The sequence below is a fragment of the Vreelandella piezotolerans genome, from assembly GCF_012427705.1.
In the GTDB taxonomy this organism is placed as follows: Bacteria; Pseudomonadota; Gammaproteobacteria; order Pseudomonadales; family Halomonadaceae; genus Vreelandella; species Vreelandella piezotolerans.
Genome location: NZ_CP048602.1, coordinates 295690 through 321032, shown reverse-complemented (window position 1 = coordinate 321032; position 25343 = coordinate 295690). Strand labels below are relative to the sequence as shown.

The 25343-nt window shown below is 53.8% G+C and carries 19 protein-coding genes; 7 read left to right on the top strand and 12 right to left on the bottom strand.

Annotated features, from left to right (window positions below):
* Positions 1 to 60: 60 nt before the first annotated feature.
* From phnE to GYM47_RS01475, 8 genes are all read right to left on the bottom strand, one after another.
* Entirely contained in the window at positions 61 to 888 is an 828-nt protein-coding gene (gene phnE / locus GYM47_RS01510; RefSeq protein ID WP_153843182.1) for a phosphonate ABC transporter, permease protein PhnE, read from the bottom strand.
* Complete coding sequence (gene phnC / locus GYM47_RS01505; protein ID WP_231125600.1) at positions 885 to 1760, bottom strand: phosphonate ABC transporter ATP-binding protein; 876 nt, start codon at positions 1758 to 1760, stop codon at positions 885 to 887. The genes phnE and phnC overlap by 4 nt, the downstream gene beginning before the upstream one ends.
* A gap of 125 nt (positions 1761 to 1885) precedes the next feature.
* Complete coding sequence (phnD, locus tag GYM47_RS01500; RefSeq protein ID WP_153843283.1) at positions 1886 to 2851, bottom strand: phosphate/phosphite/phosphonate ABC transporter substrate-binding protein; 966 nt, start codon at positions 2849 to 2851, stop codon at positions 1886 to 1888.
* A 109-nt stretch (positions 2852 to 2960) separates the two neighbouring features.
* Positions 2961 to 4715, bottom strand: coding sequence for a bifunctional diguanylate cyclase/phosphodiesterase (locus GYM47_RS01495; RefSeq protein ID WP_153843183.1), 1755 nt, complete (start codon positions 4713 to 4715; stop codon positions 2961 to 2963).
* Positions 4716 to 4834: 119 nt separating this feature from the next.
* Positions 4835 to 6757: an alkaline phosphatase D family protein gene (locus tag GYM47_RS01490; protein ID WP_153843184.1), complete on the bottom strand. Its 1923-nt coding sequence runs from the start codon at positions 6755 to 6757 to the stop codon at positions 4835 to 4837.
* A gap of 47 nt (positions 6758 to 6804) precedes the next feature.
* Positions 6805 to 8169, bottom strand: a complete 1365-nt coding sequence (locus GYM47_RS01485) for a sensor histidine kinase (protein ID WP_153843185.1) — start codon at positions 8167 to 8169, stop codon at positions 6805 to 6807.
* Positions 8166 to 8840 carry a winged helix-turn-helix domain-containing protein gene (locus tag GYM47_RS01480; RefSeq protein WP_139527927.1) on the bottom strand — a complete coding sequence of 225 codons (675 nt, stop codon included), beginning with the start codon at positions 8838 to 8840 and terminating at the stop codon, positions 8166 to 8168. Before GYM47_RS01480 ends, GYM47_RS01485 begins: the two co-directional genes overlap by 4 nt.
* 26 nt (positions 8841 to 8866) lie before the next feature.
* Complete coding sequence (locus tag GYM47_RS01475) at positions 8867 to 9193, bottom strand: PepSY domain-containing protein (RefSeq protein WP_231125601.1); 327 nt, start codon at positions 9191 to 9193, stop codon at positions 8867 to 8869.
* A gap of 195 nt (positions 9194 to 9388) precedes the next feature.
* On the opposite strand from GYM47_RS01475, the gene GYM47_RS01470 reads away from it, so the two are divergent.
* The 7 genes from GYM47_RS01470 (at position 9389) to GYM47_RS01440 (ending at position 18480) form a co-directional block, all read left to right on the top strand.
* Positions 9389 to 9610, top strand: coding sequence for a hypothetical protein (locus tag GYM47_RS01470; protein WP_231125602.1), 222 nt, complete (start codon positions 9389 to 9391; stop codon positions 9608 to 9610).
* Positions 9611 to 9759: 149 nt separating this feature from the next.
* Complete coding sequence (locus tag GYM47_RS01465; protein ID WP_153843187.1) at positions 9760 to 11046, top strand: tyrosine-type recombinase/integrase; 1287 nt, start codon at positions 9760 to 9762, stop codon at positions 11044 to 11046.
* Positions 11012 to 12574, top strand: a complete 1563-nt coding sequence (locus GYM47_RS01460; protein ID WP_153843188.1) for a site-specific integrase — start codon at positions 11012 to 11014, stop codon at positions 12572 to 12574. The genes GYM47_RS01465 and GYM47_RS01460 overlap by 35 nt, the downstream gene beginning before the upstream one ends.
* A 182-nt stretch (positions 12575 to 12756) precedes the next feature.
* Positions 12757 to 14730, top strand: a complete 1974-nt coding sequence (locus GYM47_RS01455) for a hypothetical protein (protein ID WP_153843189.1) — start codon at positions 12757 to 12759, stop codon at positions 14728 to 14730.
* Complete coding sequence (locus GYM47_RS01450) at positions 14723 to 15139, top strand: hypothetical protein (protein ID WP_153843190.1); 417 nt, start codon at positions 14723 to 14725, stop codon at positions 15137 to 15139. Before GYM47_RS01455 ends, GYM47_RS01450 begins: the two co-directional genes overlap by 8 nt.
* Before the next feature lie 441 nt (positions 15140 to 15580).
* Positions 15581 to 17812, top strand: coding sequence for an AAA family ATPase (locus GYM47_RS01445; RefSeq protein WP_153843191.1), 2232 nt, complete (start codon positions 15581 to 15583; stop codon positions 17810 to 17812).
* Between the two features lie 191 nt (positions 17813 to 18003).
* A complete protein-coding gene (locus tag GYM47_RS01440; protein WP_153843192.1) occupies positions 18004 to 18480 on the top strand; it encodes a PepSY domain-containing protein in 477 nt (158 codons plus the stop codon).
* An 84-nt stretch (positions 18481 to 18564) separates the two neighbouring features.
* Here GYM47_RS01440 and GYM47_RS01435 read toward each other — a convergent pair whose 3' ends face one another.
* The 4 genes from GYM47_RS01435 to GYM47_RS01420 form a co-directional block, all read right to left on the bottom strand.
* A complete protein-coding gene (locus GYM47_RS01435) occupies positions 18565 to 19335 on the bottom strand; it encodes a M48 family metallopeptidase (protein WP_153843193.1) in 771 nt (256 codons plus the stop codon).
* Positions 19335 to 22613: a type I restriction endonuclease subunit R gene (locus GYM47_RS01430; protein ID WP_153843194.1), complete on the bottom strand. Its 3279-nt coding sequence runs from the start codon at positions 22611 to 22613 to the stop codon at positions 19335 to 19337. Before GYM47_RS01430 ends, GYM47_RS01435 begins: the two co-directional genes overlap by 1 nt.
* The gene (locus tag GYM47_RS01425; protein WP_168444420.1) at positions 22610 to 23743 is read right to left on the bottom strand and encodes a restriction endonuclease subunit S; all 1134 of its coding nucleotides are present in this window, start codon (positions 23741 to 23743) and stop codon (positions 22610 to 22612) included. The genes GYM47_RS01430 and GYM47_RS01425 overlap by 4 nt, the downstream gene beginning before the upstream one ends.
* Before the next feature lie 82 nt (positions 23744 to 23825).
* Positions 23826 to 25343, bottom strand: coding sequence for a type I restriction-modification system subunit M (locus tag GYM47_RS01420; RefSeq protein ID WP_153843196.1), 1518 nt, complete (start codon positions 25341 to 25343; stop codon positions 23826 to 23828).

Genomic DNA, 25343 nt, shown 5'->3' with positions numbered 1-25343 from the left:
GGAGGATTCCTCTTGCCTTTCAGATTGGATAAAGGGATAGTCCACACGCCTAACGCCATGCTACTGCGTCCAACGACGCACATGGCTGGAGGCATATTCGCTCATGAGTACGATGGCGATGATGATCAGCAGGATGGCGGCCGAGGTGCCGTACTCGTAGCGGCTAAGCGACGTATTAAGTGTCGCGCCAATCCCCCCGGCCCCGACGATGCCGATCACCGACGACTCGCGGAAGTTGATATCCAGCCGGTACATCGAGAGCCCGATCAAGCGCGGCATCACCTGGGGCTGTACGGCGTGGTTCATGGTTTGCCACCAGCTGGCACCGGTGGTGCGCACGGCTTCTACCTGTTTCCAGTCGAGGTCTTCGATATCTTCCGCCAGCAGCTTGGCCATGAAGCCGATGGTGGCAAAGGCCAAGGTGAGCATGCCTGCAAAAGGACCAAAGCCGAACATCACCACGAACAGGATGGCAATGATGACCTCCTGAAAGGTGCGCGAGACCGCGATAATTGCCCGACACACCGCATACACAGGTAACGGCGCAATATTTTTTGCCGCGCCTAAGCCGACGGGAATGGCGAGTAGAACGCCGATCACCGTCGAGGTCAGCGTCATGGTGAGGCTTTCCAGCAGGCCCGCCAGAATGTCGCTTTGACGGCTGACGAAATCGGGCTGCAAAAACGCGCCGAGGAAGTTCAACGCGCGCCCGGCCCCTTCCGCCACCCGCGCCCAATTCACTTCCACCGAAGCGAGCGCCAGTACAAGGTAGACCACTCCCCCCAGCACCAACGCCCAACGCAGGCGGCGGCTCTCGATCAGCGGCAGCCGCCGCCATTGGCCCTGCCGGGCCGCCTGCTGGCGGGCTCGCGTGTCTATCGTGCTCATTGAACGCCTCCACTCGCCAAGCGGCCCTGTTGCGGTGTTTGAGGCGCGCTGGCCGAGGGTGACGGCGCGGTACGCGATGTCACCTTCTGGTGCTCTTCTTCGTCGTCATCGGCAGGCTCTGGTGTGGTGTCCCACTCCTCTTCACCGTAAATGGTGGTCAGCATCTCGCTGGTCAGCTCGCTCGGCTTGCCGTCGAAGACGATCTGCCCGGCACGCAGCCCAACGATACGGTCGGCAAACTGCTGGGCCAACGCTACGTCATGAATGTTGATGATAGCGGCCAGCTCGCGCTCGGCGCACAATTCACGAATCAAACGCATGATTTGGCGGGAAGTTTTCGGGTCTAGACTGGCCGTGGGCTCATCCACCAACAGCAGTTTGGGGCTTTGCAACAGCGCCCGGGCGATGCCCACCCGCTGGCGCTGGCCGCCGGAGAGGGCATCGGCGCGTTTATCGATCGCGTGGGGCAAGCCAACGCGCTCCAGCAGTCGAAACGCTTCTGCCACGGCCTCCTGGGGATAGCGGCGCAAGAAACTACGCCAGAACCCCACATACCCCAATTGGCCCGACAGGACGTTTTCCATCACGCTCAGGCGGTCCACCAGCGCATACTCCTGGAAGATCATCCCCATGGCGCGGCGAGCGTGGCGCAGACGGCTACCCGAGAGTGTCGTCAGCTCCACATCGTCTAATCGAATGCTGCCTTGCGAGGGTTCTACTAGTCGGTTCACGCAGCGAATCAGAGTGCTCTTTCCTGCGCCAGATGGGCCAATCAGCGCCATGACCTGCCCTTTGGGCAGCGACAGCTGAATATCGGTCAGCGCGCGATCGCCAGTTGGGTAGCGTTTGCCAACGCCGGTGAGTGTCAACATGGGAAGTGCCTCAGTGTCTGATACTCAAGTGCTTATATGAATAAGGGCTTATGTCATTAGCTACATAGCGGCTCGGCCAGAAGGTCGCCCTCCTGGCCGAGAAAACGCACGGAATGACGGATCGATCAATCGCAGTCGTACGTCACGCCGTTGGCATCGGCGATGGTACGGATCACGGACCAGTTCTCTTGGTAGGTGATCGGAATGAACTGTGCTTCACCGGAGTTGGCAAACTCGGCTTCCAGCGGTGTCCCTTCCCAGTCGTAGCTAAAGAATGCATCCTGAATCTGCTCGGCAAGTTCAGGGTTCAGGTTGTGCGCCAGACCGTAGGCCGTCGTGGGGAAGGTTTCAGAGGTGTAGATGACGTTGTAATCATCTTCGCTCACCACGTCGCGCGACAGCATGCGTTTGGCGACGGAGTTGGCAATGGCGGCCGCGTCGTAATCTTTGTTCACGACGCCTAGGATGGAGTTGTCGTGAGAGCCCGAAAAGGCGGTTTCGAAGTCTTCATCCGCTTCCAGGCCGTACTCGGAGCGCAGCAGCGCGGAGGGGGCGCGGAAACCGGAGTTGGACGTTTCAGAGGTAAACGCCAGCTGACGACCGGCCAAGTCTTCCACCGTCTCGATGCCGCTATCGGGGTAGGTGATGATTTCCATCTCGTAGCCGAAGCTACCGTCTTCTGCCGCCATCATGGCAAAGGGGCGGAAGCCACCGCAGTTGACCGCCACCGGCACACCGCCCGTGTTGAAGCCCGCCACGTGCAAGCGTCCTGCGCGCAGGGCTTCCTGCTGGGCAGCGTTGGACTGCACGGGGAAGAACTGGACGTTTTTACCGGTAGCGTCGCTCAGATGGTCCAGAAAATCGGCCCATACATCGGCATAAACGGCGGGATCTTCCACCGGCGTATAAGCAAAGACCAGCGTATCGGGATCGACCCACTGCGACTCGTCGCTGGGCACGTCGGCGATCATGTCACCGTCGCTGTCCGTGTAGCGTGAAGAGAGGTCAGCCGAGGCAGACACCGCTGCCAGTGAAAAAGCGCCTACGACAGCGGCGCTCAACAGCGTACGAGAGAAAGAGAAAGAGTGCATGTGCATGGCATCACCTAAGCGAGTTATGAAGTGTTCATGCCATAGTGGCGGGCCAATATGACAGCAGCGGGACACTCCCGTGACGCTTGGATGACGACGACATGACGACCTACTGGACTTCTCCGGTGCAGCAGCCCCGTCGCTCGACGAACAGACTGTTGCCCACGATTTTTTTGGCCTGATGCTTTAGCTCTGATAGCTGCGCGGCGATATCCAGCGCTTTGCAGGGCGCTGGGTCCGTAATTGGCTTGACCGCAATCGAGACGCTGACAAAGGGAAAGAACGTCACGCCCCCTTGTCGGCTTTCAATGGAAATCCCCCCCTGCAGCCGATCACTCTCCTCGTAAAACCCGGGCGCCAGCACTTCGAAAGAGTGGAGAATTTGCTCGCAGACGTTTTGCCAGTGCTCTAACGGCAGCAGCATCATGAAATCGTCGCCACCGATATGCCCAATAAAGCCCCCCGCGCTCTCCACTTGAGCCTGGAGCAGCCGTGAGAGCGAAATGATCACGTGGTCACCGCGAGCATAGCCATAGGCATCGTTGAACGCTTTGAAGTTGTCCAGGTCGACGTATGCCGCCGCGAACCCACGCTCTTCGGATAAATACGCCGCCAGGGTTTCGTTGATCAAAATATTGCCGGGCAGCCCGGTAAGAGGGTTGGCATGGCGCGCTTGACGCACTTGAATCGCGGTAATCTCCCGCAGCAGATCGACGATATTGCCCATGCCCAGGTAGTGACCGTCACCGCCGACGATGACGAAATCTTCCTGTTCGATATCGCGGCTGTCGGTGAGCTGTTGACTCAGGGCCTCTAAAGAGAGCTCTGCGTCCGCGACGATCATTTTAGGGTCGGCGATATCTAACACGCGACGTTTAGCATACAGCGCGTGGCCGTACTGATTGGCAAACAGCGTCAAAAAAGCGTTGCGGCGGACCACTGCCACAGGGACCCTCTCTTCCACCACCGCCACGCAGCGCAGCTTAGGGTCTTCGCGAAAGCGTTCAGCCAGCGCGGGCACTAAACAACTTGCCGGGACGCTCTCGATGGGGCGCAAGATGGAGTGCGCCGTGCGTCCCGCCGGGCCTTTGAGCTGGGTGGTGGCGGGCAATAGCGTATTAAGCTGCATGGGTGGCTGAGGGCTCGGTCGAGCAAAATAGAACCCTTGCAGCAGTGCCAGCCCGCGATCGAGTTCCCATAGGCAGAGATGCTCGGCCGCCGTTTCGACCCCCTCGGCAATGAGCAGGCAATCGAGGCTGCGGGCGACATCCAAAATCGAGCGCAGAAACTCTCGCTTGGCGGGTTCCTGATCGATCCCAGAAATAAAATGACGGTCAAGCTTGACGAAATCGGGCCGTAGCTCCGACCAGTGGCGAAGACTCGAGTGACCAGCCCCCAAATCGTCCAATGCCACCTGAAACCCCATGTCGCGGTAGTGATCTACCGCTTGGCGCATCAGATCGTAGTCGTGAATCGGCACATGCTCGGTCAGCTCGATGACCACCCGCTCGGGTGGCAAGCCGCTCTCTTGGATAAAACTGAGCGTCAGCCCTTCACGAAAATCCCGCTCCACAATGGTCAGCGGCATGACATTGAGAAACAGCAGTCCCGGCAGGTCGAGCTCGGCAAAGCGGCGTATGGCAAGACGCCGGCAAAGCAGGTCCAGCTCGACCAGCAATCCCGCCTGGGTCGCCACATCGAATAACCGCAGCGGAGAGTGAAGCGGAGACGTTTTTGGCCCGCGAATCAGCGCTTCATAGCCGTAAATAGCCTGCTGATTGGCGTCCACGATCGGTTGGAACAGCACGTGCAGCTCTTCTGCCGCAATAATGTGATTTAGCCACTGCGCTTCTTGTGCGGTCATATGCCTGCTGCCCTATCAAACGTCGACTATCCCTATGATTCGTAACGCTCCATGAGGAAGGTACTAGGGCAGCAAGGGTGCGTCATTGTGATGACATTTGTATGACAACCAGCGGTTCTTTACGTGTCGGTAGGGATCGCCGGCGGTGGAAACACTGCCTCGCCACCGCTGGCATCGAGCTGGCGAATGTCCGTTGGCTTGCCCTGCTCATCCAGGCTCACCAAACCAATGCCACTGGCGTTCCACAGTCGCTCTCCGGCGCTGGCTTGGTCAGGGTCGCGGGGGTAGATGCTAAGCTTACGCCGCTTGGTGAACCAGTTCAGCGGCGACAGCGGTGCGTAGAGCCAGCGGTTCAAGCGGTCAAAGGTATTCAGCAGCTGCTTGGGAAAGGTATTTTTCACTCCGCTGGAGGTGATCTGCCATAGCTGGGGAGCGCGCTTCTGACGGCGCACGACGATGTCGTAGGCAAAGGAGTAGTGCACATCTCCCGAGAGAATCACGTAGTTACCGGGCGTTTTGGAGTGCCGCCAGATATGCAGCAGCACGTTAGCCGCGCCGCGGTGCGCCATCCAGTTCTCGGCATCGACCACCAACGGCTTGCCCGCCAGGGTAAAGAGCTTTTGAATGCCTTCGATCAGTTTGACGCCAAACATCGGCGCAGGCGAAACGATGACCGCGCTTTGGGTGCCCAGCAGCGCCTGCTGCATCTCCATCAGCGCTTCCCAATCCATCAAGCCAGACGGGCGGTTGGGGCTGCGCTCGCTGCGCCAGCGCCGCGTGCGGGTATCCAGTACGATGAGCGTGGGCGTGCCCGGCACCTGAAACTCCCAGCCCTGAAAGCGCAGCAACCGCTCGATAAACACGTCCTGGTGGTCAGGCTTCAGCGGGCCGACATCGTCGAACAGCGTGACCGCTTGGTGAAGCAACGGATTGAGTTTATCGGGCGCATTCCCCCACCCCTGGCAAAGCAAATACGCCACCAGCGCGTTACCAATAATGCGCTTGGAGAACGGATGCCCATAGGCGCAGCGCTCCCAGTCGGCGGTCAGGTTCCAGTCATCGGTGACATCATGATCATCGAAAATCATCAGGCTGGGCACGTGGGCCATTAACCGAGCGCACTGGGGCAGCCCCTCTACGAACGCTTCGATGATGGCCTGCTCTTCGCGATAAGCCGCGGCCTCTTTTTCGCCTAGCGCCGGTGGCTCATAGGCGATCACTTGCCACGGTGTCGGCGACCATACCAGGCAGTACATGGCGAGCATCTCGGCCAGGGTCATGAGATGATTCTGGGCGTTGGCCGATGTAAAGACAGGTTTTTTCACGCCCCCAAAAAAGCGCTCACGCAAGGCAGCATTACTGGTGACATCCGGCAGCAGTGCTTCTCGATGGTAGTAGCTCTCCGGGGCATTGTAGAGTGCCTGGCTATCCTCGACGGTCGCACCTTCCAGCCACTCATCGACCAACTCCAATCGGGCAATCAACGCATGTACGGCGCGCAGCATAGGGCCCGCCACGTCGTCGACGTACACCTGATCACCGGTCATCAGCAGCCATGCGGGCCACTCGGAGGGCGTCTCCTGACGCTCGGCCAGCCAGCTATCGGCCCTTACTAAGCCGTCGGCGCTGTCGTGGTGGGGTTTACGGCAAGAGCCGTGCATCAAGCGGTGGTGGCGAGAGGCCAACACAAAGCCCGGAGAGTCGTAGCCATCGTGGCATAGCCACGGCGCCCATTCCGGCAGAGGCCGCCACTGCCCTTCCTGGCTTTTCACCTGGAGATCGTAGGCGATACGGGTATCAGTGGGTAGCGCGACGGGCAGCCTTAGGTCAATCGCATGAATATAGGCATGCCGCCCAATCGCTACGCATTGATGGGCATTATCGAGTGCGTAGGTCTGCTGGGCGTCTTGCCCGGCATTCAACACGAGCTGCATGGTGAGCGGCCGGGTCGCTACCAGCCATAAAACAAGCCGGGACGGCGACAGCCGCCTCAGCAAAGGCCCAACCAGAACGTCGGGTAACGTCGTAGCGATTCGCGTCATTTCACACCCTCTGTGCTGTGTGTTGCATCGCTGCTTGACGGGTTGGTTCAAACAGCGACCACAGGCAGTTCAATGACCACCTCTAAACCGCCAGACGCTGCGCGCTGTAGGCGCATCTGGCCATGATAAAGCGTGACGAGGTCCGTCACGATGGCCAAGCCCAACCCGCTGCCCGAGCGCTGCTCGTCCAGCCGCTTGCCGCGCCGCACCGCCGCTTGGCACTCCTGGGCCGTCATGCCAGGACCATCGTCGCTCACCACCAACCGTAGCGTCTTGTGGTCGGCCTGCAGACGAATGTGCACATCGCTATTGGCCCAGCGCAGCGCATTGTCGAGCACGTTACCCGCCATCTCTTGTAAATCTTGACTATCCATATGCACCTCCACGCCGCTATCGACGGTTTGGCGCAACGTAATATGGCGGCGCTGCGCTAGCCGGGCGAGCCCAGTGATGAGCGGCGAGAGCGTCTCGTGTAGCGCCACAGGAACAAAGCGTACGCCCTCACCGGCGGCAGAGGCCCGCGCCAGATGGTGACGCACGGCGCTATCGATACGCGCCAGCTCGGCCTCCCAAGCATTGCGGCTCTCGCTAGGGAGCTGTTTGGCCAGTAGCCGCATGACGCTGATCGGCGTTTTGAGAGCATGGGCCAAATTGCCCGCCGTGTGGCGGCCGCGCTCGATGAGCCGCTGATCGCGGGCCAGCACCGCATTCATGGAAGCAGCGAGGGTCGCTAACTCCTCGGGCAGCCGGGTATCCAGTTGCTCTGCTCGCCCCTGCTCTACGTCGCGCAGGTTGGCATTCATACGCCGCAGGGGCGCGAGCCCCCACCGCACCTGCAGCGCCAACACGCCCAACAGCATCACCCCAAGGCCCAACAGTCCTAGCCATAACACCTGCTGGAAGGCCTTGATGTCTTCGCGCAAGTCATCGTCTCGCGCGGCAACGCTCACGTGTAGCGGCGCTTCCAGCGCGCCCAGGTAGATATCTCGCTCTACCACGCGCAGTTGCTGACCACGTGGGCCCGACAGAGTGCGGGCAGTCAATCGCTCGCTTTCCAGCACCGGTAAGCGCTGATCCCATAACGACCGTGACGTGACCGTGTGGTTCGCCTCATCGGTAATTTGCCAGTACCAGCCGGAGTACACGTGGTCGAAGCGAGGGTCCCCTAGCGCGCGCTCGTAGCTAAGCTGCTCGCTCAAAGGATCGTAGGTCACCCCGGCGATCACCACGTTGAGCGTCGCTTCCAGCCGCTCGTCGAAGGCGCCGACGGCCGCGGTGCGGTAGTGATGCGCCAGTAGCCATCCAGCGATGGGCAGCGCCAGTAGCACCATCAATAGCACCGCCAGCAGCAGGCGTAAGTTGATCGACCGCCCGGCCCAGCGCTGACTCCAAGAAACGACACCAGCGCTCATGTGTCGCTCGGTTCGTCAGCCAGTAAGCGATAGCCTTGGCCACGCAGCGTCGCAATGCGCCATGCGCCCAGCTTGCGACGCAGACGACTCACCTGCACGTCGATCACGTTGGAATCGGGCTCGTGATCGCGGTCGTAGACATGCTCTGAGAGCTCACTGCGGCTAACGACTCGGGGAGCGGCGTGCATCAAATAACTCAATAGGCGGGTTTCCTGGGCGGTCAAGCTCACCGGTCTGCCCACCAACGTGACGTGCTGGGTATGCGTATCCAAGCAGAGCTCGCCGACCTTGAGGACCGGGTGCGCGTGACCGTGAGTGCGGCGCACCAGCGCCCGCAGGCGAAAGAGCACTTCAGCAGGCTCGAAAGGCTTGGTGACATAATCGTCGGCACCGGCGGTGAAGCCAGCGGCTTTGTCGGCCCAGCGTTCTCGTGCAGTCAAAATCAGTACGGGAAGATCGATACCGTCTTCACGCCAGGAAGAGAGCCAGCGGGTACCGTCGCCATCGGGCAAGCCAATATCCAAAATGACCGTATCGTACGCCTCTGTTCGCACCAAAAAGTCCGCTTCCTGGCCGTTCTCAGCCCGCTCGACGATCCAATCGCCATCCTGCAGCGCTTGGCTCAGCTCACGGGCAAGCGCCTGGTCATCCTCTACCAGTAAACACTTCATCAACACACCCTTAATGGAAAAACGACTTAACGCTGCATCTCGCGAATGCGCACACCCTCGATTTGCATGAGCTGGCCACTTTGGCCATCGAACTCGAACTCCACGACTTGGCCTTGGGGTCCTAGCAGCTTGATTTCATACTCGACCAGCCCATCATCGCGCTCGACCTCGATCTCCAACACGTCCCCCATGTAATGGGCGTCGAGCCAGTCGAGAATGGTCTCAAGCGGCACCACGTCGCCTCGCTGCACTTCGCTATGCAGGTCTTTCCAGTGCTGGTCCCCGGTCGCGCTACTCATCAACAAGAGTACCAGCACCAGCGCCGCACTCCCCTTCAACGGGAGCCGCCGCATAGGGGACTGCTTAAGCGAAAAAAGAGGGGTCATTTTCATGTCGCTAGAATGCCAAAGGCAACATGAACGCCAGATGAACGGCTTTGTCAGGTTTAGGAAAGAACCCCGATGATACAACTACCCTGTCGCATTCGCTGACTGACCTCGTTAGGCATCATCCAGCAATGCATTCACCAAGCAAAGAAGGAATTTGACATGAACGCGATGAAAAAAATGCTGCTGATCCCGACCTCTGCTCTTCTACTTACCGCCGCAGCGGGTAGCGCCCAAGCAGACACGCAGCCGATGGACCGGATCGATGACATTCTAACCTACGCTGCCGACTATGGGTTCACCCATATCGAGGAGATCAACGCCGACGACCGCGGCCGTGTCGAAGTGGAGGGCTGGCTGGACTTCTTAGAAGCCCCACAATAAAGATGCCTCAAATTTTTCATAAGCTATTGATCCAAATAGAGTAATTAGCAATTTTTTTAACAAAAAAATAACTCCTTAATGTGCCTTTTACGTAGTATCTTTATTTAGAATGGCAAGATACTATAAAAGTACAGATAAGGAGGTTCCGCTTGGTTAATTTGCTGACAAAGGTTCTAGTCTTTGACTCAGGAGAAAGGTATCCATTGCTAGTCGATGGTAAAGGCATGCCTGATTTTTACATATCACTGTTTATAACTGTTGTTATGAGGCCTAAGAGTCAGGCGAGCACCCTGGAAAAAGTGTTGTCAGCTTTGAAGCATTTGCGGCGTTGGGAAATTTTCAATGGGAGAGTGCTCGCAGATGAATTCTACGATGGGCATCTGCTGGAGCAGGAAGATTTATACTCGCTCAGAGATCACTGCAAGCTCGACAGCGAAGCGTTTGAAAGTTGGGTTGTTCAAGTAAATAAAATTAAAGCGAGCAGTCTCATCAATGTGGCGAGCCTAAATCGTTATAAAACACCGCAAGTATTGACGGTCAGTTCTAATCATCGCGCTATTCGGTTGGGCTATGTCGCTCAATACCTAAAGTTCCTGGCCGAAACCGTTATGCGGAAGCGCCCCGACTTTGTAACCATGAAGCCTTACATTGATCGTATGGTTGATGGTTTACGGCAAATGACCCCTCGCACCCGAAGCTATTTGCAAAACAGCGGTGCATACCGAACTCCAAAAAAATCAGTCTTCGAAAGCTACCTAAGTGTCTCAAAACCAGGCTCAGTTGATAACCCATTTAGAAATTCAGCTCGACAACTGAGGCATTACATTATAATGCGCCTGCAGTACGAAGCAGGTTTACGATCCGGTGAAGTTTTAGGGCTTTGGCTGGAAGATATCGAATATGGCATAGAAAATAACGTTCATGTGATTCGAAGACACCATGACCCAAGAGATCCACGTTCGAAACAGTTGGTAGCCAAGACTGAGCCAAGAGTCATACCTATCGGGGATGAACTCGCCCGCCTCATCCACCAATACGTGATTGAAGTGCGAAGTAAGATTTCCGAAGCACAAAGCCATCCATTACTTTTTGTGACGCATGCAAGTAATGGAAAAGGCAGGCCGATCTCATCCAAAGCGGTGATGCAAGAGATGGGGCTAGTAATCAGCACACGCCCTGACACTTTTTCAGGATTAACACGGCATCAATTTCGTCATGGCTTCACGTTGAAGGTCAAAGACGATTTGACAAAACAGGGTATTCCCAACGCAGATCAAACAGCGATTGTTCAATACCTGCTGGGTCACAAAAACCCGAAATCACAAGACGATTACACCCAAGTACATAATCAAAAACTCGCCAAGAAAACTTTACGTGAAATAAATCAGAAGCGCCACGACAATGCCAAAAAAACAGACAGCGGCAATAACACTTAATCAATCTGAATCTCCAGTAACAACACTTAAGCAAACGCTTAAGACAGCGCGTTCAGGTGAAACTTATGTGTATGAAAGTAACGAGTGGCGTATTGGACGCACATTAAAATTGCCTTGGTCTGCTTTAGATATGAATGGGCTGACCGACCGAGTTTCCCCTATGGTTCTAGACTCCTTTCGAAAAACCATGTCTGAATTGGTTGAAGAGGTCTCAGAGCGTTATGCTAGAGATCTATTTGATCGTATCTTGTCATTGCTTCACTACTGCACCGATGAAATAACGATCAAGTCCTTTGAGCTGTGGCGCACTAACCTTTCGACTCGACAGATTTCGACACCTACCCGGATGAATTACTTACAACAATGCCGGTCTGCCTTGATTGCTTGGTCTGATGGTGGTTATCCAGGCCTGGAGAGAGAGTTGGGGAACCACGTACATCAGATCAAAACAAGCTCAAGAAATAACACTGGTCAAATTGTTCGTGAACAATGCCCCGTGCGGGGACCATTTTCTCAAATAGAGGAAGTGTCTTTACTTCGCTGGATTCACGCTGCCTACGCTGATGGGACATTATCTTTACAGGTCTATGCAATTTTTCTAATCCAGGTCGAGTTTGGTTGTCGCCCAGTGGAGATTGGGGCAATGAGAGCCTGCGATGTCATTGAAGATCGAACTGAACATATTTATGAATTAGCTATACCCACTGCCAAAGGTAGCCGCAACTATCGAGCTGCGAATCGCAAGCTAGAGCTCCCCCCCGATCTGTATGCACTTCTTAAGCAAGTGATTGCCGAAGGCCAAAACAAAGTAGCTCAAGCTTGGGGCCAAACGATTCCCCCTCAACTTTCCAAAAAATTGCCACTATTTATAGGGCGAAGCTTGCTTGCTGCCGGAAGTATCGAAGCTTTTGAGCATCGCCTCACTAAGACCCCCAGAACCTTCGATGTTCATATTCATAGCCATATAATCAGCAGCATTCAGAAATGTCCCGTTACGACGGACAGGCTTGCTGGAGATATATTACCAATCTCTTTATACAGGTTTAGGCGCACAGTTGCGACACGTCTTGCTGAAGCTGGAGCTAGCGATGAATTAATTGCTTCTGTTCTGGGACACGTAACAACGGATACAGTCAAGGTTTACACATCTCATACCTACGAAGATCAGGCAGCCTGTGATGGCATCATGGTGGAGGCTTGGGAGCCTGTTCTCGATCTTAAGGAAAAGAGATTACTTGGTGAACCGATAGTCGGGCAAGCAAAAATCAACTTGAATCGCGATGATCAAGTGGGCAATTGTGCTCAACTATGCGGCAGTGGCATCTTCAGCTGCTATGCCTGCCCTAAATTTCACCCCTTTATTGATGCCCCTCATAATAAAGCGCTAGCCCAAATAGTAGAGGAGCGCCAAAAGCGCATCTCTCAGGGATTGAGTGGGCAACAAGTAGACTCTCTGGATCTGCCCATCGCTGCGATTAAAGCCACTATACGCCTCTGTGAAGAGATAAAATCGAGGAAAAAACCATAATTAACTTACACAAGTCATCGAGAGGTTCTCTTAAAACCTACATCGAAAGTGCACGAAAGCTAAGCATCTATGGTGGCGAAGATGGATGGAACTCTAGCACCTGGAGTACGACAACCCTAAGAACCCAAATAACCATAGTATTCTGCGAATTAAGGCCTCATGGCAGAAAAACTTCTGCCCTTATGCAAGAACCATTTCTTGAGTTTGCTAAAGCATACGTTCGCCACAACCAATACAATAAAGAAAGAGTCCTAATAAAAAGTTTACTGCTAGCCTTGCGTTTTGTGCACGCGGCATTAAAAGAGCTTCACGGCACACCCGACATCCTCAAAGTAGACGGAAGCGTGCAGGAACTAGTGTTTGAGAAACTAATTGCTTGGTATGGCTCCAAAAGAAGAAGGAGCACCCATTACATAGGGCTCGAACTAATGAAGCTATACACAGAATTGCGAGAGCGCGGAATTCACCCGGCATTACCGCATTGGCAATCTCCATGGAAGAGTGAAAACAGAAGCTCATCCATGGATCCCGCAGCCGTTGCTTGGCGTAAAGATAAAACTCCTGATGACCGCAAGCTGGCAGCAGTACTTGTTGCATTTGAACTAGCTGAAACCGACAAGGATCAATACTGGACGAGCTTGTCGTTGATGCTTGCTTTTGCCTCTAGTCGAGGAGGTGAGCTTGTAGATCTAAGAGTGGACTCGCTAATTGATGAGCATTACACCGATAGATACGGTCGTACAAAGAGACGAGTCGGACTACGCTGGTTCTCCGCAAAGGGGTTCGGTGCCAACATCAAATGGGTACCCCGACTGCCCAACTCTAACGGCAATGAAATTCAGGAATCCCGGCTAATGGATATGGTAGCGCGTGCATTCATGCACTTGTTGCGGTTGTCGGAACCGGCTAGAAAAGCTGCCAAGCTTGCTTACGACACGAATGGCACAGTTTTCCCGATCCACGAACTTTGCATTACTTCGAAGAGTTACCCGCAAGATAGAGTGCTTAATGACATGGAAACGGCTCACGCTATGTGTCGAACTGCAAATCTAGACCGTACTGGGAGGCAATTTTGGCCAAATAACCGCACTTCTCGCCAATTCTTTAGCTGGCATTTACCATGCGTTCAATACGGAAACCCCACGTACAAAGATATCGCACAGGCTGATTATCTTAAATTTAAAAATAAATTATCTCACTGGCCTTATACTTCCAACAGCGAACGCGTTGAAGTTTGGGAATCGCTCGTTCTGCATCAATGGAACCAGTTTCACGATGGGGCTAAAAGTAGCGTTTATCCAAACAGTTACTGTTTGATAACGACAACACAACTATGTAATCAACTCAGTGGAAAGTGGGAAAAGGGGGAGAACACTGTCATGAGCCTTTTTGCCCGATTGGGACTGACGATGGATGATGGGTCTCCGATCCGACTGACCACTCATGACTTCCGACGTTGGCATGGAACCCGTGGGCGTGCATTAGCCTTTAAGGGATTATCAGAACATAGATTACGAATGCTGGCTGGTCGACAAGATATATTCCAAAACGATACCTATGACTTCAACACGCCGGTGCAAAAAGCAGCGCAATATCGACAGCTCATTGGAACAACAAGCAGCAACTTACCGCTCGATAAGCGGCTTAATATTGGCATACCTATCTATCGCCATGAACTACTCCGACGCGAGCTCAGAGAACATGAGGTGCCTCAGCCTATCCAAGTCGGTGAGTTTGGAGGCTGCACACACTCCATTTCCGAACCCCCGTGCCTCAAAGGTGGGGATTGCCTAACCTGTTCTGAAAAAAAATATATAAAGGGGACATCTGGCTGTCTCGAAAGACTGAGAGAAGCAGCCTCTCATCACAAAGCAGAATTTGATGCTCTTGAAGCTTGGCAGAAGAAACGAGACCAATTGGGAATCGATCAGTGGATGACGTACAACGTGATACGGTATGCCGTTGCTGAATCAATTATTCAGCAAATGGAAGACCCCTCTATCGCTAATGGTACTGTGCTTGGCGTCGATGAACACTTCGACCCCAGCCCTCTGAAAGTCAACCTTATGGCCAAAGGCATTGAGGTGCCAGAAAAGTCGCAGGACCGTGTTACACAAGAAATCAATCAACTTCTGGGGGTAGTTGACGGTGCCTAAAAAAATTATTACCGAGCAGTCTTTGCCTATTGCTGTTGGTTTACTACACAGCTGGCAAGGCAAGTTAACATGGGAGCTATATGCCACTAAGCTTGCAAAGCGCTTAAAAGTAGATCGGATAGCAAAGCGCTCGCTCTATAAGCATGATGAAATAGTGGAGGTTTACCACCAGGTAAAAGCTCGACTTAGGGAGCAACCTCCTGCCCCAAAGAGTACCGATTCAACGATTGAGGGACTCAGAAGAGAAAATGAAAAACTGCAGTCTGCATTGAAACATCAGACGCAGAAAGTGAATAACCTCCAACAAGCGATTCTACGCTTGCAGCGCAATGCCTATCTATTCCCTGGTATGGATACCAAGAAGCTGCAGGAATTATTGACCAACCCACTGCCTGACACCATCAACTAGCGAGAATTGTGTGACTAGAAGCAAAAACGGTAAGCAGATGGGAGCTGAGTATCTGCAACGAGCACAAGCCTGGAAGGCCTGTATTGAGACCACTGGGAAAACTCATAAATACGCATATGCCGGTCGTGTTAAGCGAAGTGAAGTGGCCCGTGAGTGCGGCTTCTCCCGTAGTGTATGTGTTCAGAATGAAGGAGTTAAGGCGCTCCTAGAATGTTGCGATCGGGAATGGTATGGCACAGAGCCTACTGATAAAACGATATCTTTTGCGTTGGTAAATAATGCACAAAAGTGTGCACACGCAACTTTCTCAGACAGTGACAAGCTAATCGCTTCCGTTGCCGAGTTGAAGTCAGAAAATAAAGCGCTTAGAAAGCAATTATCTCGCTACCGAGCATTGGAGGAAGTAATCCACGAAGGCATGCTCGGGTTTGAGATTAAAACATGACCAGCGCACGGCTTTACAGCCTCGTTCAAGTCGCCAAACAACGCAAAGGCAGTGATTGCTACGTTAATGTTATCAACACCGATGGCTCGATCAAAAAACGCCACCGATCATTAATTGTTCGTTTTCCCCATCATTATGGTGAAATTCCTACTGGTTCATTGTGGAAGGTCACAGGCCAGCAGGCAATTCACCAGTTTATGGTGAATGGCTTTCTTATTTATGAAGATGTGCTTGAAGCGAATCATGCCTTATTGGTTAGGCCTACCACGCACACGTTGAGCCGTTGGATCAGGATTCGAGTTGAGGGGATTGGAGAGGTTATTGCTAACCGATTAGTGCGCCAACGCAATCTGGAGAAATGGGTTAGGAGTGCTGACGTCGATAAACTGTGTACTGTGCATGGCATGAATGCCACGTTAGCCCAGCGACTCATAGAGCAATGGCCTGCGGAAGGTTTGTACCGAACCATGGACTGGCTGAATGCTTTGGATCTAAGCCCTTCTCTAGGCTTCAAGCTAACGAACTTGTTTGGCGATGATGCCATTGCACGATTGACCGCAAACCCTTTTCTGCTGCTTGGCTTGAATGTTTCTTACAGCAAAGTACTAACTGTCATCGACCAGCTTCAGTTGAACCTACCGGATGAAGTCCTAATTGCTGGTGCGGCTATGCATGCTTTTGTCGAACGAACCAGTAGTAGTGGTTCGACAGTGGTCTCCGGGCAAGTGTTACGTGAATCTGTTAACAAAACCTTACGCTCACTTATTAACATTGATCCGGGCCTAGCAGCGGTTAAAAAAGGCCTGCTTGTGCGTGTTCAGGATGGTTATCAATCGTGGGGCATGGCTCTCATGGAAGCAGAAGTGGCCCGAAAATTGGTATTGGCTTTAAGACGCCCTGGAGGACATGATTCTTTACACGCGGCTTGGGAGAATCAGGTTGATAGATCTACTCTGCATAACGCTCTGGCCCTCTTTGAGCATAAATTACCTTTCACGCTTTCAGAAGAGCAACGCCAAGCCGTAATAGGAGTATTCTTAGCTCCCGTTGTAGGAATCTCTGGTGGAGCCGGAACCGGTAAAACAACGATTTTAAAGGCTATCATTGGACTGTATGAAGCTCTTTCTGATAAATGGCTCTGTCTGCCGGTAGCTTTATCTGGCCGTGCTGCCCGACGCATGGAACAAAGAATTGGTAAGCCCGCTCAAACGATCGCCAAACTGATCTCTGATCATCAGGGGAAAGGCAAACCATCATTGCCTGATCAATTGCTAATCATCATTGATGAGGCGTCGATGGTTGACCTGTTATCGATGTACCGTTTAGTAGACATATTACCTGAAGCAAGTCGCTTCATCCTACTTGGCGATATCGCCAAACTGCCCCCGATCGGCAGTGGTTTAGTATTCCATATGCTCTATAAGTCGCCGATCCCATTCTTTGAATTGACTCAGGTGAAGCGACAGTTAGACCAGAGTCTGGTACATCGTTTTGCTACTGCAGTTAGAGAAGGTGAACCCATTATGCCGGAGCTGTGCGCAGAAACGCTTTCCACTTCATCGGACTGCTGTATCTTGTCACCACCTTCATTGAATCGTCTGACGGAGTTCTGGCGTGATGCAGGCAAACTGAATGATCGCATCATCCTGTCCCCACGCCGCTCAGGAAATTGGGGAGTGACGGCACTAAACGATCACTTCCAAAGTGTGCAAGGAGCGGAACGTGCTGATCTGCATTACCTAGACCCCGCGAAAGGCTGGGTACCCTGGGTCACGCTCTATAACCAAAGGTTGAAGCAGGGTGACTTAATAATGGTGACGGAAGACATTTACGACGACAGTCTAGATGTTCGCGATGGTGATCTTGGTGTTATTACCGAAGTGTACCCCACTATAAGCTCGGAGGGATGGTACGGCGTCGCCGAAATTAATGGCGAAATGAAAGGTATCAATCAAACATTGCTGGAAGTATTGGATCTAAGTTACTCCATCACAGTTCATGAAGCACAAGGCACGCAGTGGCACACTGTATTCTCAGTAGTAACACGAGAAGCTCAGCAGATGCTTGATGCATCGTTGATATATACAGCCTCTACGCGCCCAACCGACTGTCTTGTAATAGTAGCTGACCTCGACTGCCTGCAGGATGCCGTTAAAGCAGGCAATTCAGCTAACTGGAGACAAGTGGACATTGGAAAGAAATTGGCAAAGCTTTCTCAAACTCGATGACGCGACCCAGTCTAAAGGCAGTGCCAGTCGTGCTCAAAGGGTTGAACTTCTAGCGGTTTTTACCATTATACCAATTGCATGCCAAAAGCAACATGAACGGTAGATGAACAGCTTTGTCAGCTTTAGTTAAAACGCACCATGGTACAAATATGCTGTCACATTGTCTGATGAACCTAAAGAAGGAATTTGATATGAACGCCATGAAAAAAATGTTGTTGATTCCCGCTTCCGCTCTACTGCTTACCTCTGCGGCGAGCAGCGTGCAAGCAGACTCCAAGCCTCTAGGCCTTATTGATGACATTTTCACCTATACCAGTGATTACGGATTCACTCACTACAAAGAGGTCAGCATTAAAAGCCGCGGACGCGCAGAAGTCGAAGGGTGGTTGGATGGTGAGTGGTTTGCCGATGTTGAATTCTCATTAGAGAATGGCGACACTTTAAAAGAAGATAGGAAACGTCTGATTACGGGCCCATGGGGCATGAGCGAAGAAGATATTCGTCAAGCATTCAACGTCGCCAATCAAGAAGGCATGATCGAATTTGAAGAAATTGAAATCAGCACAAGCGGCATAATCGATATTGAAGGACGTGACCAGAATGGTCGTGATATGGAGCTAAAAATGCAACAAGGTTCGCTCCAGATTACTGAGATAGACATGGATTAATCAACGAAAACGGGCCAACAAGGCCCGTTTTATATTGCTTTCAATGCTTCGAAAACTTCCAGCACTTTGTCAGCAAAGATAAAATCACCTACCACCTAAAAGCTGCTCCGCCTGCCCATCCAACCGCTCCTTCACAGACCGCCATTCGGGCATAAACCTATCCAGCAGTGCATAGAAGCGCGGGCTGTGGTTGTGTTCTACCAAGTGGCACAGTTCATGAAGCAGCACGTAGTCGATGGCTCGCGTGTTGGCTTTAATCAGGTGTGGGTTGAGTAGCACGGCACCTTCGGGAGAGCAGCTGCCCCATTGGGTTTGCATGTCGATCATGCGCCAATCGGGTACGGTTTTTGTCCATGGCAACGTCTCGACCAGCATCGTTAGGCGGCGTTGAAACACGTCTATCGCTCTGTCGCGGTACCACTGGCGTACTGCCTTTTGAGTGCGCTCAGTGGTCAGCTCTTTGCCTTGCACCCGCAGCTGGCCACCAATGAGCTTGCAGGTGACCTTCCGCTGGCTGGGATCGTCGATTACCTTGAGTACGTATCTACGCCCCAGGTAGAGCATGCTCTCGCCGCTGACCCACGCTCTTGGTTGCACGTAGCGGTTGCGTTCTTCAATGTCATCCAGGTGCTTGAGTATCCATCTCGCCCGACGCTGCACCGCTGCTTTGATCTCGGGCAGCGGTGCCGATTCGGGTGCATCCACCTGCACCATGCCGTTGGGGTGAACATGCACCCGTATCGTGGCTTTTTTATGCTCGGGCAGATAGCACAGGTGGTAGCTGAACGTTCGCTCACCGTAACGCGTTTGATACACGCGTGGTGGTTCGTCCTGCGTGGCATCCACAGCGGTCATCACTTTGTTACTCCGTTACGCAGAATCTGCACCACCTCATCCAGAATCGCTTTGGCTTTATCCAAGCCTACCAGTGAGAACAACTTCGGGAGCAAGTGTTTCCGTACATCTTGCTCGATGCCCACGGGATTCAGTGAGTTTTCTGCCACGGCGCGGTTCACCACCGTATCGATCTCAAAGGCCTCGTCGATCAATTGCTCGCCTTTGTCTTTTTCCAACACAGCGAAGTCGTCACCCAGCACGAGTTTAAACGTGCCGTAGTAGGCCTGGGCATGCTTGTTTCCGCTAAACGCCTCTAGTGGCAGGTCAGGCACCTCTCGCTCTTCAACCTTGGCTTCCAAGTCGCTGAACAGCTTGAACTGCGCCTTGTAGTCGAACATGGATTCAGCTTTTTCGATGGCTTCTTTCAGCAGCGCTGAGAACACCTTCTTGGCGTAGGGGTCGTCGCCTAGCTTCTCCTCAATGGTCTTCTTGGTACGCGTCTTGATCTTGTCGGTTTCGTTTTTGGTCTTCTCGTCGCTCCAGTTATCCGGGTTGCTCTCTACGGGGTCGATAAGCACGGGCTCATCGCCGGGGGCAACATGGACACCGGTGACATAACGATCAATCAGGTCTCGAATCTGGCCTTCGTAGGCGGAATAATCGACGGTTTCCTGGGCATCCATCCGCACGGTCTTACGCAGGTCTGAAAACCACTTCAAGTCGGATTTGTACCGGCGGATATCCGCCTCGGTGAACGCCTTATCATCAAAGAAGCTCTGCGTGGAAAGCGCCGTTTTTAAACACATCCCGAAGTGAGTGACGGCCTCATAGAAATCCTCCCGCAGTGCCTGACGAACATCCACCTCGACACCGTCCTCATCGGCTTCATAGTGAGGCATGAACACCTGACGATAGGGTTCAGGGTCTAGGCGATTATCAATATGCCCGAAGAAGCTCAGAAGCCGGTCGTGCAACCTTGGCAGCTTCTTGTATTCCGTGTCGACGTTGGCATACAGGCCTTCAATATCCTCAATGGCAAAGCCCCCCTGAGTCTGTTCCTCAAAGTTCTGGTAATCCTTAATGGCGGTATCCAGCTCTCTGAGGATGCCTCGGTAATCGATCAGGTAACCAAAGGGCTTCTGGGGGTGCAGCCGATTAACGCGAGCGATGGCCTGGATCAGGTTGTGGCCTTTCAGCTGCTTGTCGATGTAGAGAACGGTGTTACGAGGCTCATCAAAGCCCGTTAGGAGCTTATCAACAACAATCAGGATATCCGGTGGGCCATCGGTGCCGAAATCCTCTATCGTGGCTTTCTCGTAGTCCTGGGGGTCGCCCGTAACGTTCTGCTTCCACCACGCTTGCACTAACGGCAGGTTGGTTTCATCTACATCGGTATGGCCTTCGCGGGTATCCGGCGGGGAAATCACAATGGCACTGGTCACCATGCCTGCGCTATCGAGTTCCTGTTTATAGCGAATCGCGCTGAGCTTGCTGTCCGTGGCCAATTGGCCTTTGAGCTCCAGCCCCGCCTTTTTGAAGTTCTCGCTGAAATGCACGCTGATATCAAACGCGTTGAGCTTAATGCGATCCTGCGCGGTATAAATCTGGCCTTGCTTGGCGTACTTGCGTTTGAGGTCGGCTTTCTGGTCGTCTGACAGGGCGGCGGTCACCTTATCAAACCAGCTGTCGACCGCCTTCTGATTGACATCTAGCTGGGGTTTTCGCTCTTCGTACAGCAGCGGCGTCACGGTGCCGTCTTCCACCGCCCGCTTCATGGTGTAGGCGTGAATGATGGACCCGAATTTCTCGGCAGTTTCGCTTTTCTCGTTTTTCAGTAGCGGCGTGCCGGTAAACGCAATGAACGATGCATTGGGTAGGGCTTGGCGCATCCGCTGGTGGTTTTCACCCCCCTGGCTACGGTGGCCTTCATCCACAACGACAATGATATTTTCCGAGGGGTTATAGCACTCTGGTTGCTTAGCGGCGGAAGCGAATTTGTTAATGATGGTGAAGATAATCCGCTCATTACCTTGGCCAATACGTTTGGCCAGGTCCTTGCCCGAGCGTGTTTTGGCGAGAGCGTCACCGCTTTTCTTACCGGCGATGTCGCTGCCAAACGCCCCACCGGTTAGGAAGGTCTTGGACAGCTGTTTCTCCAGATCCACCCGGTCGGTGACCACGATGATCCGGCAGTTCTTCAGGGCGTCGCTGAGCAGCAGGGCCCGGCACAGGTACACCATGGTGAAGGACTTGCCGGAGCCGGTGGTATGCCAGAGTACGCCGCCTCTGCGCTCGCCACTGGGCTTAAACTCCGAGATTCGCTCCAGCAGGGCCTTGATGCCGAAGGCCTGCGGGTACCGGGCCGCGATTTTGCCGATCTTCCGGTCAAACAGGATGAACAGGCGCAGAAACTCCAGAAATCGGTACCGGTCGAGCAGGCCGACCAGGAGCCGATCCTGTTCTGTGGGCATGACCGACTGTGACCAGAGTTGCTCGAAGTAGGCCCGGATCTTCGCGGGTTTGTACTTGAACAGGGCGTCCTTGTCGGACACGGACAATGAGTGATTCTTGATGTCCTGCACGTACCGATCGTCGAACTCCTCGTCCGTCCACTTCGACCAGAACTTCAGCGGGGTGTGCGTGGTGCCGTAGCGCCCGTCGTTACGACTGATCGCAAACAGCAGCTGGGCGAAGGCGTAGAGGTACGGTACTTCGTCGTTCTTCTGGTTGCGGAGGTGCTGGCTGATGCCTTCCTCCACCATGTTCTTGTTGGGGTTGCCGGAGGCCGCTTTCTTGGCTTCGATCACCGCCAGGGGAATGCCGTTCACGAACGCCACCACATCCGGCCGGCGGGTGTGGGTGCCCTGGGTGGACAGCACTTCCATCTCTTCGGTGACATGGAACTCGTTGTTGTCCGGGTTCTCCCAGTCGATCAGATGGATCGTGGGCTGTGCCTTCTTGCCACCGATGAACTCCGTCACGGTGATGCCGAGGGTCAGCATGTCGTACACGGACTGGTTGGCGTCCATCAGGCCCTGGGCCATGGAAGGCGTGGTGATCTCCCGGATCACCTGATCCACGGCTTGCTCGGACAACGGGTACCACTCGCCTTTGAACTCGAACTTGCGACGGCGCAACACCCGCTCCAGCACCGGCTTCATCACCACATCCCGCTGGCTGCCCCGAAGGGCCTGACACTCCGTGGCCGGCAAAAACGTCCAGCCAAGGTTGATCAGGGTGGCCAGGGCCGGGATGTGGCTGGAATGCTGCTCATTCCCTTGAGGGGTGGTGTTCATGCGGCCTCCGTATCCACCTGTACCCGGCGTTTGCCGGTGAGGAGTTGTTGCATCAGGGCTTTCTTTTCCTGTTTAAGGCAAGCCAATCGCCGACTCAAAGCTTCGATCCCACTGTCAGCTATTGTCATGACCTCGCTTATAGCTTTCTGTTCGGCGTTGCATACCGGTGTTTTTACAACAAGATCCTTCAAGTCGCTGCCATACAGGTGAATGATCGTTATACCTTGAGCCCTAGATGCGATTTCATACTTTTTGATGTGAGTAAGCAGGTGACTAAAAAATATGGGATCGTGCTGGCTTTTGGGGCGAAGAACGATGATGTCGCCTCCAAGAAGGATTCCATCTTCAACAACGGCTGTTGCATTCGCCAGGTCAATGCCACTCGTTGTTGTCGAACTTGGCAGGAGGATGTCGCCCTTCTTAGAGACAAGCCCATCCTGATCATCACATCGACTCACGACTTCACGAATTACTTCTCCATATTTGGTGTAAAGCTCACCATAGAGAACGCACTTGTAATTTCCATTTTTCACTACAGCACTTTTCGAGAGTCCCTTTCCTTTTTTGAACGCAAACAGTTCATCCAATCGTGCTTCAGCCCACTCCCCCTCAAACCCCGGCAACCGCTTCTTCCCGGTCAGCAACTGCTGCATCAACCCTTTCTTCCGCTGCTGGCTGTTCTCAAGCAGGCGCTCGGTGGCGGTGATGGCCTGATCCCAGGTGGAGAGGATCTGGGCGATCTTTTTTTGTTCGGGGAGGGGAGGCATATTCAGTATTATTTCGCCACAGTCAGGAACTCTGACGTGGGCAACCGTCCCGCCATTGCTTAAATTCTCGATCTGCCGCTGACAAAATGTGGACTGCAAGGAATAGAATACGAAGTAATTGTCAGCTTTACGGGAGTCCGTGCGGTACATGACAGTTCTCTGCCCGAGGAACACTCCCTCTTCGTGTTCAAGTACGCCCGCTTCACCCACAGGGGCCTCGCGAGTGAAAATTATGTCTCCTTTTTTTGGAGCGCCCCGACGAATCCATTGTAGGTACGTTTCTTCATCAGCATACTTCACGTCATTGGTATCGATTCTTCCATTTCTGACGTTAGTTGTTCTGATCATTTTGAACGGCGTCATGTAATCGACTGTAGGGGCCGTCTTATTTACGCAATCTATTATTGATTGGCAGGCCTCTTTTATAGGTTTTCTAACCCACCCCTCAGGCACCATAACCCAGCTCCTTCAGATAGCCGTCCATCTGCTCGTTCAGCTTCGCAATCTCAGCCTCGATGTCCTTCCGCTCGGCTTGAACGGCCATCAGGTCGATCTCTTCCTCTTCCTCGAAGGTGTCCACGTAGCGGGGGATGTTGAGGTTGAAGTCGTTCTCCCGGATTTCCTCCAGGCTGGCCAGATAGGCGTACTTGTCGAGGTTCTCGCGCTGCTTGTAGGTGTCTACTACCTTGGCGATGTTCTCATCGGACAACTGGTTCTGGTTCTTGCCGGCCTGGAACTCGCGGCTGGCGTCGATGAACAGCACGTTGTTGTCGGTCTTGTCCTTACGGAACACCAAGACGGCCGCCGGGATGCCGGTGCCGTAGAACAGTTTCTCGGGCAGGCCGATCACGGCATCCAGCAGTTTTTCTTCGATTAGCTTTTGCCGGATTTTGCCTTCCGCTGAGCCCCGGAACAGAACGCCGTGAGGAACAACCACCGCCATGCGGCCGGTCTTCGGCTTCAGGGTCTCGATCATGTGCAGGATAAAGGCGTAATCGCCCTTGGATTTGGGCGGTACGCCGCGCCGGAACCGGCTATACGGATCGCTGTCCGCGCCTTCAAAGCCCCACTTCTCCAGTGAGAACGGAGGATTGGCCACCACGATGTCGAAGTGCTTCAGGCCGCCATTCTCATCGAGCAGCTTGGGGTTGCGGATGGTGTCGCCCCATTCCAGCTTGTGGTTGTCGATCCCGTGCAGAAACATGTTCATCTTGGCCAGGGCCCAGGTGCTGCCGATGGCTTCCTGACCGAACAGGGCGAAGTTCTTGGAGCCGTCGTGGCTCTTGCGGACCTGGTTGGCGCATTTGAGCAACAGGGACGCGGAGCCGCAGGCCGGGTCACATATCTCATCACCTTCCTTCGGCTCGACGATCTCCGCCATCAGCTCGGAGACCTCCGGCGGGGTATAGAACTCACCGGCTTTCTTGCCGGAGGTGGCCGCAAAGTTCTTGATCAGGTATTCGTAGGCGTTGCCGATGACATCCAGCTTCCCGATCCGACTCGGACGCAGGTTCAGCTCCGGCCGGGCGAAGTCTTCCAGCAGGTGGCGCAGGATGTCGTTCTTCTGCTTTTCATCGCCCAGCTTGTTGGAGTTGAAGCTGATGTCCTGGAACACGTCGGCCAGCTTGACGATGTTCGCCTCTTCAATGGCGTGCAGAGCCTTGTCGATCCGCTCGCCGTTGCCCGGCTCATGACGCTGGTCATACAGGGCGTAGAAGCCGGAATCCCGAGGCAGCACAAAGCGCTCGTTCTTCATCAACTCTTCGATCAGCTCCGGGGTGTCACCATATTCGGTCACGTAGTTGTCGTAGTGATCCTGATACACATCGGACAGGTACTTCACGAACAGCATCGTCAGCACGTAATCTTTGTAGATGCTGGGGTCGACCGTGCCCCGGAAGGTATCGCAGGCGTTCCAAACCGCCTTGTTGATCTGTTCCTGCTTAACGGAATCGTTACTCAT